Genomic DNA, 15814 nt, shown 5'->3' with positions numbered 1-15814 from the left:
GCTATCGAATCCTGAAATCGAAAGAATAGGACGCACCGAGCCCAACGGTGATCTGGTTCGACGATCCCCGCAGCTTCACGAGCGGACTATCCGCGGCGTCGCCGAGCAGCTTCTCGTATTCGACATAGGCATGGACCTCCCACTGCGGATTGATGCGGTAGGAGATCTGGCTGCCGAAGCCGACCGAGTGCGCGCCGCCTTTGGCATCGTACATCGGCAATCCCGACGCCAGCGCCTGCGCGGCGTCGACGCCGAAATAGGGCGCGGTCGCCTTGGTGCTTTTCCAGGTGAAGCGCGGGCCGGCCGAGATGGTGAGCCTTTGAATCAGCGGTACGATGACGTCAGCGGAGACATCGGCGACCGTGCCGGTATGGCCACCCATGCCCTGGCGCAATTCGCTGCGCAGGCGCAGCCAGTCGACCGGATAATACTCGACGAAACCGCCAAGCTCGTAGGCGGCCTTGACGTCGCCGAGGCCAGTCAGCTCGGCATATTTGTCGCTCTTGCGCGAAGAGACGTACTTGAAAGCCGGCCCGGCGCGAAAATTGCCGACGTCGAGCAGCGCGATGCTGGCGCTGTCGCGCGGCCCGCGAAACTGGTCGATCGATCCGGCGCGGCGGATGGTGAAGATCGGAATCGGGAGAAACTTGCCGTTCTTCGATCCGACGAAATCAGGGGTGTATTCGCCGCCGATGCCGACCATGACGGTCCAGTTTCCGGACGGCGATGGCAGCATCGGCAACTCGAACGGCGGCGCCGGCAGGGTGAACGCGGTCTGCGCCGATGCGGACGGAGGGATCGTCACGATCGCGCCGAGTGCGGCAAGGAAGGCGGTCGTCAGCCGCGCATTCACCGTGAGGCGGAGAGCGGCTTCGTCAAAATGCTTCATTACGGGGCCCCGGACCAGCCTTCCTGGCCGGTCGACTGATGTGGTTAGAAGCCACAGCATTGGTCCGGCAAAATTGCCCCAAGATTGCAACGGGCGACCGTGCCCGCGACATTCCGCGCACCAGGTGCGCCGCAGGACGAACATTGCCCCAACATTGCAAGGTCGCGCTCGAGCTCCAAAACTTCGACGGTCGGCGCCAGTCAGCCCGCTCGTGCCTGCCTTTTATTCGCCCAGCTCGATGCCTTAAAGGGAACTCGCGCGCGAACCGAACCGCCGACTTCGGCCAGAGAGCGTCAACGTCGGGGCCATATGGCCCCAGGAGAGTCAGGGACGACCCGCGTGCGCTCGCTCGTAATCGAAGACGAACCGCAGATCGGCGCCTATGTCAGCCGCCTGCTCGGGCAATTGCACGGCGTCGTCGACCTCGTTGGCTCGATTGCCGATGCCCGCCAGGCGCTGGACAATTTCAAATATGATCTCGCCATCGTCGACCGGATGCTGCCCGACGGCGACGCGCTCGACGTGGTCACCGCGCTGAGCCAGTCGCCGGAGCGCCCTGCGATCATTATGCTGACGTCCAAGGACGCCAAGGAGGATGTCGTCGAAGGGCTCAACGGAGGCGCTGACGACTATCTCGGCAAACCATTCGAGCCGCAGGAGCTGCTTGCGCGGGTGCGCGCGGTGCTGCGGCGGCCCCGGCTGCTCGCCCCCTCGGTGCTGTCGCTCGGCAATGTCGAGCTGCATCTCGGCAGCAACGAGGCGGTGGTCGCCGACACCAAGATCCTGCTGCGGCGGCGCGAGGCGCTGATCCTGGGGGCACTGCTGATGCGCCGCGACCGCGTCATCACCCGCGCCGCCTTGATCGAGGAGATCTACGGCTTCGACGACGAGATCGAATCCAACACGCTCGAAGCGCAGGTTTCCCGCCTGAGGAAGAAACTGGCTGAGCTCGGCGGCGACGTCGAGATCCGCAGCATGCGGGGCATCGGCTACATCCTGCGGCTGGCAACACCGCGATGAGGTCGATCGCCAGAACCTTTGCGCTGTCGCTCGGCATCGCCGCGACGACGATCTTCCTGATCATGCTCGGCCTCTTCATCTGGCGCTATCCGATGGAGGAACGCGAATTCAGGGCTTGCCGGGTCGTGGTCGCCGTTCTCGATCGCGCCACCGATATCGAAGGGCAGAAACTCACGGTGCGCCCGACCCGCGCCCTCGAAGAGCTGAAGGCGGACAGCCCGAACCTCTGGTACGTCGTGTCCGCAGGCGACATGGTTAGCGAGTACGGCAGCGAACGCCGGCCGGCCCTCCCCTTCGCATTTCCCTATCACGGGCCAGTCGGCTCATCGGTCTTCAACACGCTCGACCAGAAGAGCACCTTCTGCCTCGCCGTCGTGCAAAGGGGTTCGCTGCAGCTCGCGATGATGGTCGGCGAGCCTCAAGTCCGTTTCGGCCGGATGGCAAGAAACTTTCTCATCCGCAGTGTCTTTTCGATCATGCTGCTGGCGCTGGCCTTTGCCGCGACCGTTGCCGTCGGCGCGGCGCTGGCCGCGCGCTTCGTCTCACGCGGTATCGAACGGGTCGCGCTTCGCGCGCTCGCGATCGACCCTGCGGCGCCGCAAGGTCTGATCTCCCTGAGCGAGGTCCCCCGCGAGTTGAAGCCGCTCGTCGAGGCGCTGAACCGCGCCTTCGGCGAGATCGACGCCTATATCAGGATGCAGCGCCGCTTCCTCGGCAATGCCGCGCACCAGCTGCGCACGCCACTGACGCTGCTGCGTGCGAAAATCGAGGACGTGCCCGAGCCGGCCCTCAGGACCGAATTGGTGCGCGACGTCCGCCGCCTGACCTCGCTGGTCTCCGCCATGCTCGACCTGGCGCGGCTGCAAAATCATGCGATCGAGAAGCGGCCGATCGATCTTGCCCAAATCACGCTGGACGTGCTGGCCGATTTCAGCCCCTCGGCGCTGGACGCCGGTATCGAGCTTGCGCTGGAGCAGGACGGCGAAGGTCCGTTCCTGGTGCAAGGTGTGGACGCTGCGGTTCGCAGTGCGCTTGCCAATCTCGTCGGCAATTCGCTCATCCATGCCCATGGCGCCCGACGCATCGTCGCCACGCTCAGCCGCGATGGCATCTCGATTCACGATGACGGCGCCGGCCTGCCCGATGGCGCCGAACACAAGCTGGTCGAGCCGTTTCAAACCGGCAACATCACGGGTAATGGCGCGGGCCTCGGCCTGTCGATCGTCCGCGAGATCATGGCCGCCCACGGCGGCGAGCTGGTCATCTCCTCAGTCCCCGGCCGCGGCACGACGATGAGCCTGCGCTTTTCCGCAGCTAGCGCGCCGGCAAAAGCTCCGCAGCTTGATCTGCAAGAGCACTAAGCGAGGCGCGTCGGCTCTTCCGCGAAACCGTCCGGAAACATTGCCGCGAAAAACTTCGTGCGCGTTTCGTCCTTTCGCATCACGCAACCACATTTTCGTCGACGGCGATGGGAATGTTCGCGCGCGAGCGAACCTGTTCCGGCACCGACGCGACCAAACCTCCGATTGACATCTTCCACGGAGATTTTTCCAATGCGTGTTCTCTCGATAATTGCCGTTGCCGGCGCCATGATTGCAAGCTCGGCCGGTGCCTTTGCCAGCGAGCTTCCCTCCTACGAAGTGACTTCGTTTCCGATCTCGGCGACGCAAGTGCAGGTGCTCGGCGGCGCCGGCGTCGAGGAGCAGTCGGCAAGCCCTGCGATGATCGTCGCCGGCATGCCCGCTTCGCCCGCGCAGGTTTCAGTGCTGACCCCGCGCGTCAAGCGGCTCGCGAGCGCGGGTTCGGAAAACCAGGCGCACTAAGCTTCGCTTTGTCATTCCGGGTTCGGCGCTCCGCGCCGACCGGAATGACACGCGGGTCTACGTCATGCTGCCCGGCATGAAGCAGCGCACGCGCGGATGGCCGTCGATATAGTGCTTCCACACCATGGTGCGGCCGATCTTGTTCGGCACAGTGATCACCGCACCGTCGGGCACCACGACCCATTCGTCGTCGATGCGGACGCGGTAACGGCCGCGATCGGATTCCCAATCGACGTCGGCAATGACGTAGCCGTCGGCGTCGGAGCAGCACTGTCCGAATTCGCTGTGCAGGCTTTCGAACCAGGGTTTTAGCGGCGAGTTGGCGTAGCGCCCGTCGTCGCGCGCCAGCGCCGATGTTGCCAAGAGCGCTGTCAGGGCCAGCAATGGCGCCGCACACAATCTTGCAAGTCGCATATCGTCTCCGCGGGTCGACATGATCGCCGCGGGGGGACAACGCGCGCCGACCGCCTTCCGCGGCTCGGCGAAAGGCGTGAAGGCAGCGACTCGTTCCCCCAGCAGCTTTGCGGATAGCTATGCAAATCCGGCGCCAGCTTGCATTCCGGGCAACTACTGGAGCGGGCCCGCGGCGCGTTCGTCTTTCGGCGGATATGACCGCCGCCGACTTTCCGTCTTCCCCGCCAGTACGAGGAGTGATGATGATGTGTGGAGCTACTGCCGACGAGGCGGCACAGTGCGCGAGGAACGCCCTTACTGCTTGGGCGCCGGCGCCATCATCGCGCCGCCCTTTTTCGTCGCGGGTGCCGCCGGCTTCGTGGCAGCGGCCTGCGCAGGGAGATATTTTGCCACGATGGCAGGATCGACCTGGGCCATGTAGGCATCCGGCAGGCGCGTCCAGGTCTCGTCCTTGCCGAGCAGCGCGATGCCGAGATAGCCGCGCAGCGTCAGGGTCTGGCCATCAGGACTGACCTTCATGTTGGCCTTCCAGATCTGGCCGTCGCGCGGATTGAGCACGTTGCCGCCTTCGTACTTCAAGCCTTCGCGCTTCATGTTGCGGACGAAGGAGATGCCGAGCACTGGCGCGTTCTTGCGATCGTCGGTGCACTTGGAGCAAACCTCGTTCGGATCGTCGGTTGGCCGCGGAAAGGTCTTAGCGATCACGCCTTCGAAGACGCCGTTGTGGTCGACGAAGAGAAACCATCCGACTGTCTTGCCGTCTTCGACCTTCTGCCAGAGGCCCGCCGCCGTAGGCTCGGCGGTCTGTGCCGCAGACGGTGTCACCGCAAGGAGCGACAACGCGAGCGCGAGGAAGGGAAGCAGCCGAGAGCTGGACAGGAAATTCCGCATTAGATCACCTTGCTATTCCACGACTGGAATGGCCGCAGACTACGGCGATTTCGCGAACGGTTCCAGCACCAGAAACATGGGGCATCGCCTCCCTGCTCAGCGCCGTCAGTTGACACCGAGCTTCTTTTGCAAGCTGGAGGATGAGGTCGTGTACTGGAACACCAGCCGCTTCTCCGGATAGACGTAACGATGGGCTTTTTGCGACATCAGCGCGCCCTCGTGGAAGCCGCACAGGATCAGCTTGATCTTGCCGGGATAGGTGTTGATGTCGCCGATGGCGAAGATGCCTGATACGTTGGTCTCGAACGCCGACGTCTCGACCGGCACCAGATTGTTCTCCAGCGCAATGCCCCAGTTCGCGACCGGGCCGAGCTTCATGGTCAGTCCGAAGAACGGCAGCATGGTGTCGCAGGCAATTTCGGTCATGGCGTTGTCGTTGCCCTTGATGGTGGCGCCGGAGAGCTTGCCATCAGCGCCGGAGAGCGCCGTGACCTGCCCGAGCCTCAGATCCATCTTGCCGCCTGCGACCAGCGCGCGCATCTGCTCGACGCTGTGGGGCGCGGCGCGAAACTCGTCGCGCCGATGCAGCAGCGTGATGCGCTTGGCAATCGGATGCAGATTGAGCGTCCAGTCCAGTGCGGAGTCGCCGCCGCCGACGATCAGCACGTTCTTGTCGCGGAACGTCTCCATCTTGCGCACGGCGTAGTGCACCGAAGTGCCTTCGTAGGCCTCGATCCCCGGAACCGGCGGGCGCTTGGGCTGGAACGAGCCGCCGCCGGCCGCGATCACCACCACCTTGCATTCGAACACCTTGCCGGCGTCGGTGGTGCAGCGAAAGGCGGGATCGCCGATCTTCTCCACGGTCTCGATCATCTCGCCGAGATGGAAGGTCGGGTGAAACGGCTTGATCTGCTCCATCAGCGCGTCGGTCAGCCCCTGGCCCGAAACCTGCGGAATGCCGGGAATGTCGTAAATCGGCTTTTCCGGATAGAGCTCGGCGCACTGGCCGCCGACCTTCTCGAGGATGTCGACGAAATGCGCCTTCATGTCGAGAAGGCCAAGCTCGAAGGCGGCGAACAGACCGCAGGGGCCGGCGCCAATAATCAGCACATCGGTTTTGATCACGTCGCTCATGTCGTCTCTTTATCGGTCGTTATCGGTTGGACGGCGCCCTTTGGGCCGAGGTGACCCCGCCTGTCTAGCCAACGGGGATGGAACAGGGAAGGCATAAAAGCGGGAGCGCCCCGCTGCCGCACCCACTTGCCGGGTCAAAATAACTGGGTTGTAACGAGGAAGGATATGACGGAGATCAATCGGTGAACGCACCAAGCCGCCTCGATAGGACGCCGCGCCTGGAAGACTACCCTTATCGCCTCAGCGACAACGTTCGGTTCGGCGATCTCGATCCCAACCAGCACGTCAACAACGCCGTCTACGCCACCTATTTCGAGACCGGCCGTGTCACGCTGATGAAGCTCCCGGAATATGGGCTGACGCCGCCGGGTCTTGCCTGGATCATGGTGCGGCTCGACATCCATTTCCGGGCCGAGCTGCACTGGCCGAACACGATCGAGCTCGGCCTTGGCGTGGTGAAGCTCGGACGAACGTCGGTGACCTTCGAGCAGGTCGTATTCTCGCAAGGAAAGTGCATCGCGTCGGCGAATTCGGTCGGCGTGATGATCGACGAAGCGTCACGGCGGCCAACGCCGCTCACTGCAGAAGTGGTCGCGAAGCTAAGCCCCTGGCACAAGCGCGGCATCGAGGTCGCGCCGCCGCGCGCCTAATCGATGATCCGGACCCGAAGGGCCGCGCTAGCTGCAAAGCGTGCAGCGGTTTTCCGGAAAGATCTGCCCTATTAAAGATCTGCCCTATTGAAGGGAAGATCAGGCCTGGCGTTCCGGCGTCCCGACGACGAGCCCGTCGAGGTCGTCGGAGACCTTGATCTGGCAGGACAGGCGCGAGTTCGGGCGCACGTCGAAACCGAAGTCGAGCATGTCCTCTTCCATCGGCGTCGGGCTGCCGACCTTCTCGCGCCAGGCTTCGTCGACATAGACATGGCAGGTCGCGCAGGCACAGGCGCCGCCGCATTCGGCCTCGATGCCGGGAATGCTGTTGCGGATGGCGGCTTCCATCACGGTTGCGCCGTTCTCGATTTCCACCGTGCGGGTTTCGCCCTTGTGGTCGACAAAGTGAATCTTGGCCATGTGTGCTCGTGCTGCCGCGGTGCTTGGAATGAAGGTGATGGGTCCCGGCTGTCCTATAACGGGTCGGTCCGCCCGGCGCCATAGCGTTTTCGCGCGACGTGGATCCCGCTTCGCGGCAAGAAAACGCGTCAAAACAAAAGAGTAGAACCGGGTTCTGACAGTCCGCGCTTAAGACTTCAGCATCGCCTCGATGGCGGTGCGGGCCTCGGTTACCGCCTCTTTCAAGGCAGCAAGGGCGTGGGGCCGGCCATGGCCGGTCCGGATCGCGGTCTCCAGGCTGGCTGCGGCATCGGCCACCGCAAAGGCACCGATCCCGCGAGCCGAACCCTTGAGCTTGTGGGCGAGTGCGCCGGCCTCGGCCGGCAGCGCCGTCATCGCCGCAATCAGGCGGGCCGCCTGCTCGGCGAACATCGCCAGCACTTCCCGTTCCAGCTGGGCATCGCCGAGCGTCATGCGCGAGAGATGATCGAGGTCGAGCGGGCTGTCGATGGGTGCAAGCGGGGGCGAGGGCATCCAGTCCATCCGTTGCAGTTCAGGCGTCATGACCCAGGCCCCGGCATCGCGCGATGGTCCCGCCGGTCCGGCGGTCAGGTTCCTCCCACCCAAGCATGAAAATGGTTAACGAAATGTTTGGGCTGTTTGACGCAGATCCGCCGGTTTGTTGACTAAAAGTTGCCGCAATCGGCCAAGTTCGGTGGAGAATTGCATTTATTGCTAAGGCGTTACGGCCCGATCCTGTTAACGATGATTAAGATTGTCTTAATCGCGGGCATTTCATTCGCGACGCTCTGCCAATAGGATGTTGCAGAAATTGGCGGACAAGCCGTCCGGGTGGGGACGGCTCGGAGATCCGCGCAAGCGGCATGATCCGGTCTGTGGGCTCGCGTAGCGCGCAGGGCTCGCGGGGGGACGCGTACAAGTAACGAGGGCTCGGACTGAACATGGCGAACACTCCGAAAAAGGTCAAAGACCCCACAGAAGTTGCGCTTTCTGCGATCCAGGAAGCCCTGAACATCAGTGACACCGCTGCGGATACGAGCCGCAACGCCGCGATGCGCAACGAAACGCCGCCTCCGGTGGCGCCGCCCGCGCCGCCGAGCTTCGACGAGCCGAGCTTCGAGCCGCGCCCCGCCGCCAACGAACGAGCGACTGCGTTCGACCCGATCGAGGAGCCCCGCACCTCGCGCCGCGCCGCCAACGACGACCGCGAGACCATCGGCCAGCTGCTCCAGGCGCTTCAGAAGGGCCGCCCTGCCCGCAGCGTCTACACCTTCGCCACCATCTTCGCCGGGGTCTGGCTCGCCGCCTGCGCCGCGCTGACGTTCGGCTTCCTGCCCTCGATCCAGGCCGCCATGGGCCAGAGCGGCGGCGTGCTCGTCATTGCCGGCCTGATCGCGATGTTCTTCGCGCCGATCATGCTGTTCTACTTCCTGGCGAGCCTCGTCTGGCGCGGCCAGGAAATGCGCATGATCGCACAGGCGATGGCGCAGGTTGCCATCCGCTTCTCCGAGCCGGAAGGCTCGGCCTCCGACTCCATGGTCACCGTCGGCCAGGCCATCCGCCGTGAGGTCGCAGCGATGGGCGACGGCATCGAGCGCGCGATCGCGCGCGCCGGCGAGCTCGAGACGCTGGTCGCCAACGAGGTCGCGGCGCTCGAGCGCGCCTATTCCGACAACGAGGTGCGCATCCGCGCCCTACTCCAGGACATCGCGCATCAGCGCGACAATCTGGTCGGCCAGGCCGAGCAGGTCCGCAGCGCAATCTCCGGGGTCCAGATCGACCTGCGCCACGACATCGCGCTGATCTCGGACGCGATCGCCTCGCGCGTCGACGAGGTCGCCAAGTCCATCACCGGCGCGCTGGAAGAGCGCGGCGCCCACATCACCAGCGCCTTGAGCAGTGCCGGCGACAACATGATCCTGGCGCTCGGCGAGCGCGGCGGCGACCTGCTCGACCGCCTCGAGGAGGCCAGCAACGAGACCACGCGCGCCGTGCTCGACGCCAGCGAGCGGCTGACCACCAGCCTCAACTTCAAGACCGGCCACGTCCACGACGAGTTCGTCGACCTCGCCGACCGCGTCCACGAGATGCTAAACGAGCGCATCGACCGCATCACCGGCGAATTCGAGCAGCGCTCCGCCGCGATCGTCGACGGCATCTCCGAGCGCACCGAGCAGGTGCACGATTCCCTGAAGAATTCGTCGGACTCGCTGCTGCTCGAGCTCGAGCTGCGTTCCAACGACATCTCCGCCAAGATCGACGACGCCGGCAACCGGCTCGCCGGCCAGATCATGACGAGCGGCGACAAGGCGAGCGAGGCGCTCGACGCCACCGTCAACACCCTGGTCGCCAAGGTCGTCAGCCAGACCGAGACCGCGCACGATTCGCTGTCGCTCCAGATGAGCGCCTTCGACGAGCTCGTGAAGAACCAGGGCACCGAGCTGGTCGAGAAGTTCGCCCGCGACTCCGGCACGCTGGGCGCGCTGATCACGCGCCACATCTCCGAATTCGACCGCACCGTGAAGACCTTCGGCGGTGAGATCGTGGAGCGCATGGGCCAGCGCACCGAGGACATCGCCGAGACGCTGAAGACCTATGTCGACAATTTCGACACCCGCTTCACGTCCAATGGCGGCGCGATCACGGCCGTGCTCGACCAGCGCCTCGTGCAATTCGAGACCACGATCGGCGAACGCGTCAGCAACTTCGACGCCTCCCTGAACGGCAAGTTCGCCAGCCTCGACGGCACGATCGAAGGCCACATCAGGACCTTCGACGAACAGCTCGTCGGCCGCGTCGCCGCGCTCGAGCAATCGTTCGACAGCCGCGCGAAGTCCATGACCGAAACCATCGACGGACGCATCGATACGCTGGCGACGGCGCTGAGCGACGGTGCCGCGCAGGCGATCCAGTCGATCGATGGCCGCCTCACCCATCTCACGACGTCGCTGACCAGCGGCGCATCACAGGCCATCGAAACGATCGATACGCGCCTCAACCACCTCACCACCTCGCTGACCGACGGCGCGTCCCAGACCATCCAGTCGATCGACACGAGGCTGACGCATCTCACGACGACGCTGACCGGCGGCGCGTCGCAGGCGCTCGAATCCATCGACTCCCGCCTCACCTACCTGACCACGGCGGTGACGAACGGCGCCTCGCAGGCCGTGCAGTCGATCGACACGCGCCTCACGCTGCTGACCTCGACCCTCACCGACGGCACCGCGCAGGCGATCGAAGCCGTCGACCGCCGCATCACCGGCGTCACCGAGATCATGGACGGCCGCAGCACGCATCTGGCCGACACCGTCACGGCGCGCTTCCAGGAGATCCACCAGGCCATCGAGACCAAGGTCGGCTCGGTCGCCAACGACATCGACGTGCGCGTGGCGCAGTTCGAGGATCTGCTCGGCTCGCGCGTCGAGGCCGTCGCCGGCCGCATCGAGAGCAGTGGACGCCAGGCCAGCGAGGACATGATGTCCCGCGCCGAGATGATCTCGACCGCGATCCGCTCGCATGTCGAAGACGCCGAGCGCTCGCTCACCAACCTCGTCGTCAACACCAGCGAGACCATCCAGACCGGCGCGCGCACCGCTCAGCAGTCGCTGATGACGGTCTCCTCCGACGTCAACGCCCAGCTCAAGATGACCTCCACCGAGGTCGAGCGTGCGCTGACCGCGGTCGGCACCGGTGCTGCGAATTCGATCCTGACCAGCGCCCGCGAGGCGCAGTCGACCCTGGTCGCCGCATCGGGCGAGGCGTCGAACCAGCTCAAGGGACTCGCGGCCGACGTCGAACGCACGCTGTCCGCGGCAGGTTCGGCCACCGCCGCCTCGATCCTGGCCGGCGCCCGCGAAGTGCAGACCACGCTCGTCACCGCCTCTTCGGATGCAACCAACCACGTCAAGACGCTCACCGCCGACGTGCAGCGCTCGCTGTCGCTGGCCGGCACCAGCACGGCGGAGTCGATCGTCGCCGGCGCCCGCGATGCGCAAGGCGCGCTGATCGCGGCCTCGACCGAGACCGCCAACCAGATCAAGTCGCTGTCTTCCGACGTGCAGCGTTCGCTCTCGATGGCGGGCACCTCGACCGCCGAAACCATCATGAGCGGCGCCCGCGAGGCTCAGAGCACATTGGTCACGGCGTCTTCGGATGCGGCGAGCCAGGTCAAGTCGCTCGCGGCCGAAGTGCATCGTTCGCTCTCGCAGGTTGGCGTGTCGACCGCCGAGACGATCACCACCAGCGCCCGCGACGCCCAGAGCACCCTGCTCGCAGTTTCGGCCGAGCAGACCAGCCAGGTCCGTTCGCTCGCGGCCGAGATGCAGCGCGCGCTGGCGACCGCCGGCGGCGCCACCATCGAGGCGCTCACCGGCGGCATCCGCGAGGCCCAGGGCACGCTGATCTCCGCCTCGACCGACGCGGCGAGCCAGATCAAGTCGCTGACCACGGACATCGAGCGCACGCTGACCGCGGTCGGCGCCGACACCGCCTCGACGATCCTCAACAGCGCGCGTGAGGCACAGACCTCGCTGACCTCGACCTCGGCGGATGCCGCGAGCCAAATCCGCACGATCTCGACCGAGATCGAGCGTACGCTGAGCGCGGCCACCGCGAATGCGACCAACGACATCCAGACCAGCGCGCTCAACGCCCAGAACGCGCTGATATCTGCCTCCAACGAGGCGAGCTCGCGGGTCAAGTCGAGTTCGGCCGACGTCGAGCGCTCGGTGCTCGCCGCCAGCAGCAGCTTCGGCCAGGCCATGACCGGCAAGACCGACGAGATCGTCACCTATGTGCAGCAGCAGGCCGACCGTCTGTCGAACATGATCGACGCCAAGCGCGGCGCTCTGGTCGACGCGATCGGCTCCAAGACCAGCCAGCTCACGCTCGACATCGACCGCGTCACCTCCGACGCGCTGAAGTCGATCGAGACGCGCGGCCAGGCCTTCTCGCAGACCATGATGGGCAACGGCTCGGAAGTCGCCCGCGCCATCAATACGGCGAGCGAGATCGCCACCGGCGCGGTCGGCAAGTCGCTCAAGGACCTCGAGCAGGCCTCGCGCTCGGCGATCGACCAGTCGCGCCAGGTCTCGATCGCGGCCGTCACCGAGATGCAGGAGACCAGCAAGATCCTGCGTACCGACACGGTGGCGCTGTTCGAGCGGCTGCGCGAAGGCAACATCCTGCTCCAGGAGGTGCTGACCGGTGCGCACGACAACCTCAACTCGCTCGAGCGGGCGCTGGTGACGCGCGTCGCCGACTTCGTCTCGGCGATGAACGACGTCACCTCGCGCAACGGCGCTGCGACGCAGAACCTGGAAGACCAGCTCAACGTCTTCAACAGCAAGACCACGAAGGCGCTCCAGGATCTCGGCGAGCTGTCGACCCAGTTCGATAAGCATGGCAAGGCACTCGTCGAGGCCGCGCAGGTCGTCGAGCAGAGCAACAAGAACACCACCGCCTCGCTCGCCGAGCGCAAGCAGGCGCTGGAATCGCTCGTCACCACGATCGACCTGCGCACGACCGATCTCGACCAGCGCCTGTCGCGCTTCACCGGCCTGCTCGATGAATCGCTGGCCGCAGCCGAAGAGCGTGCCCGCGACATCGCCCGCGTCGTCGCAGAGACCGCCGGCGCAGGCTCGGCCGCAATCACCCGCCAGTTCGAGGCGGTGCGCGCGGCGTCCGAGGAGGAGCACCGGCAGACCATCGAAGCCATGCATGACATCTACCGCCAGACCACGGATGAAGCGGATGTGATGTTCAAGCAGTCGACCGAGAAGTTCTCGAACCTCGTCTCCAGCATGAAGCAGATGGCACTCGAGATGCACAACGAGCTCGAGGCCACCCGCAACGAGCTGCGCCGCGGCGTGCTCGAGATGCCGCAGGAGGCCGCCGAGAGCACGGCGCAGATGCGCAAGGTGATCGTCGACCAGATCGAGGCCCTCGCCGAGCTCAACCGCATCGTGGCCCAGCATGGCCGCGGTCTCGACGTCACCACGACGAACCGCGCCAGCGTGCAGCGCCATGACGAGCCGGCGGTGCTGGCAGCCGTCGGCGGCCGCGCCACCGAGACCCGCGTGCGCGACACCGGCAGCGCCTCGACGCTGCCGCCGCCGGACCTCGGCATGCCGGCTGCACGCCGCACCGAGGCGCCGTCGGTCGCGCCTGCCGGCAGCGACCAGGGCCGCGACGGCTGGCTGTCGGACCTGCTCAACCGCGCCGACACCGGTCCTGCCACTCCGAACGGCCGTGAGGCTCCCCGCGGCCGTGCGGCACCCGCCCCGCAGCCGCAGGCGCCGCAAGGTGGTGGCAATCCGCTGGAATCGCTGTCGCTCGACATCGGCCGGCTGATGGACCGCAACCTCGCCGCCGAGATGTGGGACCGCTACCAGCGCGGCGAGAACAAGGCCTTCACCAAGCGCCTCTACACGCCCGCCGGCCAGAAGGCCTTCGACGAGGTCGCCCGCAAGTATCGCGCCGACCGCAACTTCAAGGGCACGGTCGACCGCTATGTCGCGGAGTTCGAACGCCTGCTCGACGAAGTCGCCCGCGACGGCCGCGGCCCGCAGGAGCTGCGCAGCCACCTGATCTCGGAGACGGGGCTGGTCTACACGCTGCTGGCCCACGCGGCAGGACGGCTGGGGTGAGGCGCCAATAGCAACAGCGAATTGCGAATGAGAACGGAGGCCTCACGGCCTCCGTTCTTGTTTGGGCTTGTCATTGCACCAGCAATTTACCGCGCGGTAGGAACTACGCGGCCCCAACAAGCACCGTCATTGCGAGGAGCTCTTGCGACGAAGCAATCCAGACTGCCTCCGCGGAGACAGTCTGGATTGCTTCGCTTCCGCTTTCGCTCTTCGAGCTACAGCGGACAAGTCGCTCGCAATGACTGCTCGCCCTCCTACCGCCTGCGCTCGGCCGCCGCCGGCTTCGGCGGCTCGGGCGGCGGGGCTGCTTGCGATGAGTTGCTGGCGCCGAACAGGACGCGGGTCGGGTTGCGGTCAAAATTGTTCACGGCGCGGCTGATGTCGCCGAGAGTGCGGCGGCCGTCGCTCATCAGCGCGCCGGAGCGCTTGTCGAAGTCCTCGGCCAGTTCGCGGATCGACTTGACCGCCTGGAACAGCTCGCCGCCGTCCTTGCCGCCGGCGAGCGTGTTGAGGCCGAGCATGAGACTATCGGCCTTGAGCATGACGCCGTCGACCTTGGCCATCATGCCGTCGATCTTCTCGGAATTGCGGGCGAGCGAGTTGGTGAAGGTCTCCAGATTCTTCAGCGAGTTCTTCACCGATTCCTGATTGTCGGCGACGATCTTGTTGATGTTCTGCAGCGTGCCGCGGATCGCCTCGGTGACGTCCTGGAGCTTGTTGGGGTCCGCCGTCAGCGTCGGGATGCCGTCCTGGTCGAGCGGCGGTGCGGCCGCGGCCTCGTCGCCACCCTTGAGCGAGATTGCGGCAACCCCCGTGAGGCCCTGGAATTCGAGGCCGACCAGCGTGTCCTTGCGGATCGGGGCGTTGTTCTCGATCATGGCGAGTGCGACAACCCGCCGCGGGTTGTCCAGCTTCACCGAGACAACCTCACCCACCCGGATACCGTTGAAGTTGACGCTGCCGCCGTTGCGCAGGCCCGCCGCCGGGCCCTCGAACACGACGCGCAGGGGGGTGCGCTGCTTGGTGGTGTGCAGCGACTGAAACCACAGCACGAAGCCGATCGCGGCGGCGATCACCGCCAGTGTGAACGAGCCGATCAATACGTAATTCGCCCGCGTTTCCATCAGGTGCTCCGGCTAACCAACCCAGCTCTCAACCCATGACCGCGCGGGCGCGCTTGCCATGGAAATACTGCCTCAGCCAGGGATGCTGCGAGGCCTGCATGTCGGCGATCGACCCTGCCGCAATGATCTTACCGTTCCCTAAAACGGCGATGCGATCACATGCTGTGTAAAGGCTGTCGAGGTCGTGGGTTACCATGAAAACGGTCAGGCCCAAAGTGCGCTGGAGCGTCCGGACCAGCTCGTCGAAATCGCCGGCGCCGATCGGGTCGAGACCCGAGGTCGGCTCGTCCAGGAAGACGAGATCCGGATCGAGCGAAAGTGCGCGGGCGAGCGCCACGCGCTTGATCATGCCGCCGGAGAGCTCGGACGGGAAGCGCTCGGCAACTTCCGGCTTGAGACCGACCATGGTCAGCTTGGCCATGGTGATCTCGTCCATCAGCCGCTGCGAGACGCGCAGATATTCGCGCATCGGAAACTGGATGTTCTGCCTCACGGTCAGTGAGGAGAACAGCGCGCCCTGCTGAAACAGCACGCCCCAGCGCCGCTCCACATTTCGCCGCTGCGACGTGCTGGAGGAATCGAGGTCGACGCCGAACACTTCGATGGAGCCTGCGACCTTCGGCACGAGGCCGATGATGGTGCGCGTCAGCACCGATTTGCCGGCGCCGGATGGGCCGACAAAGCCCAAAATCTCGCCGCGCTTGACGTCGAGGTTGAGGCCGTCGAGCACGCGCGTCGCGCCGAACTGCACGGTGATGTCGCGGACGCGGATGATGGGATTTTGAATCTCACCTGCCAT

At 65.4% G+C, this 15814-nt stretch carries 13 protein-coding genes; 5 read left to right on the top strand and 8 right to left on the bottom strand.

Annotated features, from left to right (window positions below; genetic code table 11):
• Position 1: 1 nt before the first annotated feature.
• A complete protein-coding gene (locus tag AAE027_RS32115) occupies positions 2 to 889 on the bottom strand; it encodes a MipA/OmpV family protein (RefSeq protein WP_370989910.1) in 888 nt (295 codons plus the stop codon).
• A 339-nt stretch (positions 890 to 1228) separates the two neighbouring features.
• Here AAE027_RS32115 and AAE027_RS32110 point away from each other — a divergent pair, with 339 nt between their 5' ends.
• The 3 genes from AAE027_RS32110 (at position 1229) to AAE027_RS32100 (ending at position 3732) form a co-directional block, all read left to right on the top strand.
• A complete protein-coding gene (locus tag AAE027_RS32110; RefSeq protein WP_370989909.1) occupies positions 1229 to 1909 on the top strand; it encodes a response regulator transcription factor in 681 nt (226 codons plus the stop codon).
• A complete protein-coding gene (locus AAE027_RS32105; RefSeq protein WP_370989908.1) occupies positions 1906 to 3270 on the top strand; it encodes a sensor histidine kinase in 1365 nt (454 codons plus the stop codon). Before AAE027_RS32110 ends, AAE027_RS32105 begins: the two co-directional genes overlap by 4 nt.
• Positions 3271 to 3462: 192 nt before the next feature.
• Positions 3463 to 3732 (top strand): hypothetical protein, encoded by a 270-nt coding sequence (locus tag AAE027_RS32100; protein WP_370989907.1) that lies wholly within the window; start codon positions 3463 to 3465, stop codon positions 3730 to 3732.
• A 57-nt stretch (positions 3733 to 3789) separates the two neighbouring features.
• On the opposite strand, the gene AAE027_RS32095 is transcribed toward AAE027_RS32100, so the two are convergent.
• From AAE027_RS32095 to AAE027_RS32085, 3 genes are all read right to left on the bottom strand, one after another.
• Complete coding sequence (locus AAE027_RS32095) at positions 3790 to 4146, bottom strand: hypothetical protein (RefSeq protein WP_370989906.1); 357 nt, start codon at positions 4144 to 4146, stop codon at positions 3790 to 3792.
• A gap of 294 nt (positions 4147 to 4440) precedes the next feature.
• Positions 4441 to 5037 (bottom strand): DUF2147 domain-containing protein, encoded by a 597-nt coding sequence (locus AAE027_RS32090; protein WP_370989905.1) that lies wholly within the window; start codon positions 5035 to 5037, stop codon positions 4441 to 4443.
• Between the two features lie 105 nt (positions 5038 to 5142).
• Positions 5143 to 6171, bottom strand: coding sequence for an NAD(P)/FAD-dependent oxidoreductase (locus AAE027_RS32085; RefSeq protein ID WP_370989904.1), 1029 nt, complete (start codon positions 6169 to 6171; stop codon positions 5143 to 5145).
• Between the two features lie 182 nt (positions 6172 to 6353).
• Here AAE027_RS32085 and AAE027_RS32080 point away from each other — a divergent pair, with 182 nt between their 5' ends.
• Positions 6354 to 6821 (top strand): acyl-CoA thioesterase, encoded by a 468-nt coding sequence (locus AAE027_RS32080; RefSeq protein WP_370989903.1) that lies wholly within the window; start codon positions 6354 to 6356, stop codon positions 6819 to 6821.
• A 99-nt stretch (positions 6822 to 6920) separates the two neighbouring features.
• Here the strand turns inward: AAE027_RS32080 and AAE027_RS32075 are convergent, their stop codons facing one another.
• Together AAE027_RS32075 and AAE027_RS32070 are read right to left on the bottom strand one after the other, a co-directional pair.
• Complete coding sequence (locus AAE027_RS32075) at positions 6921 to 7241, bottom strand: 2Fe-2S iron-sulfur cluster-binding protein (RefSeq protein ID WP_091898497.1); 321 nt, start codon at positions 7239 to 7241, stop codon at positions 6921 to 6923.
• 168 nt (positions 7242 to 7409) lie between these two features.
• Positions 7410 to 7784, bottom strand: a complete 375-nt coding sequence (locus AAE027_RS32070) for an Hpt domain-containing protein (RefSeq protein ID WP_370989902.1) — start codon at positions 7782 to 7784, stop codon at positions 7410 to 7412.
• Positions 7785 to 8182: 398 nt separating this feature from the next.
• Between AAE027_RS32070 and AAE027_RS32065 the strand changes: the two genes are divergently transcribed.
• Positions 8183 to 13891 carry an apolipoprotein A-IV repeat region-like domain-containing protein gene (locus AAE027_RS32065; RefSeq protein ID WP_370989901.1) on the top strand — a complete coding sequence of 1903 codons (5709 nt, stop codon included), beginning with the start codon at positions 8183 to 8185 and terminating at the stop codon, positions 13889 to 13891.
• Between the two features lie 254 nt (positions 13892 to 14145).
• Here AAE027_RS32065 and AAE027_RS32060 read toward each other — a convergent pair whose 3' ends face one another.
• Both AAE027_RS32060 and AAE027_RS32055 read right to left on the bottom strand, forming a co-directional pair.
• Positions 14146 to 15015, bottom strand: coding sequence for an MlaD family protein (locus AAE027_RS32060; protein ID WP_091899101.1), 870 nt, complete (start codon positions 15013 to 15015; stop codon positions 14146 to 14148).
• Positions 15016 to 15043: 28 nt separating this feature from the next.
• Entirely contained in the window at positions 15044 to 15814 is a 771-nt protein-coding gene (locus AAE027_RS32055) for an ABC transporter ATP-binding protein (RefSeq protein ID WP_162500203.1), read from the bottom strand.

Source organism: Bradyrhizobium sp. DN3, from assembly GCF_041357655.1.
Classification (GTDB): domain Bacteria; phylum Pseudomonadota; class Alphaproteobacteria; order Rhizobiales; family Xanthobacteraceae; genus Bradyrhizobium.
Note: the sequence above shows the minus strand (reverse complement) of the source record. Positions and strands in the feature narration are given on the sequence as shown.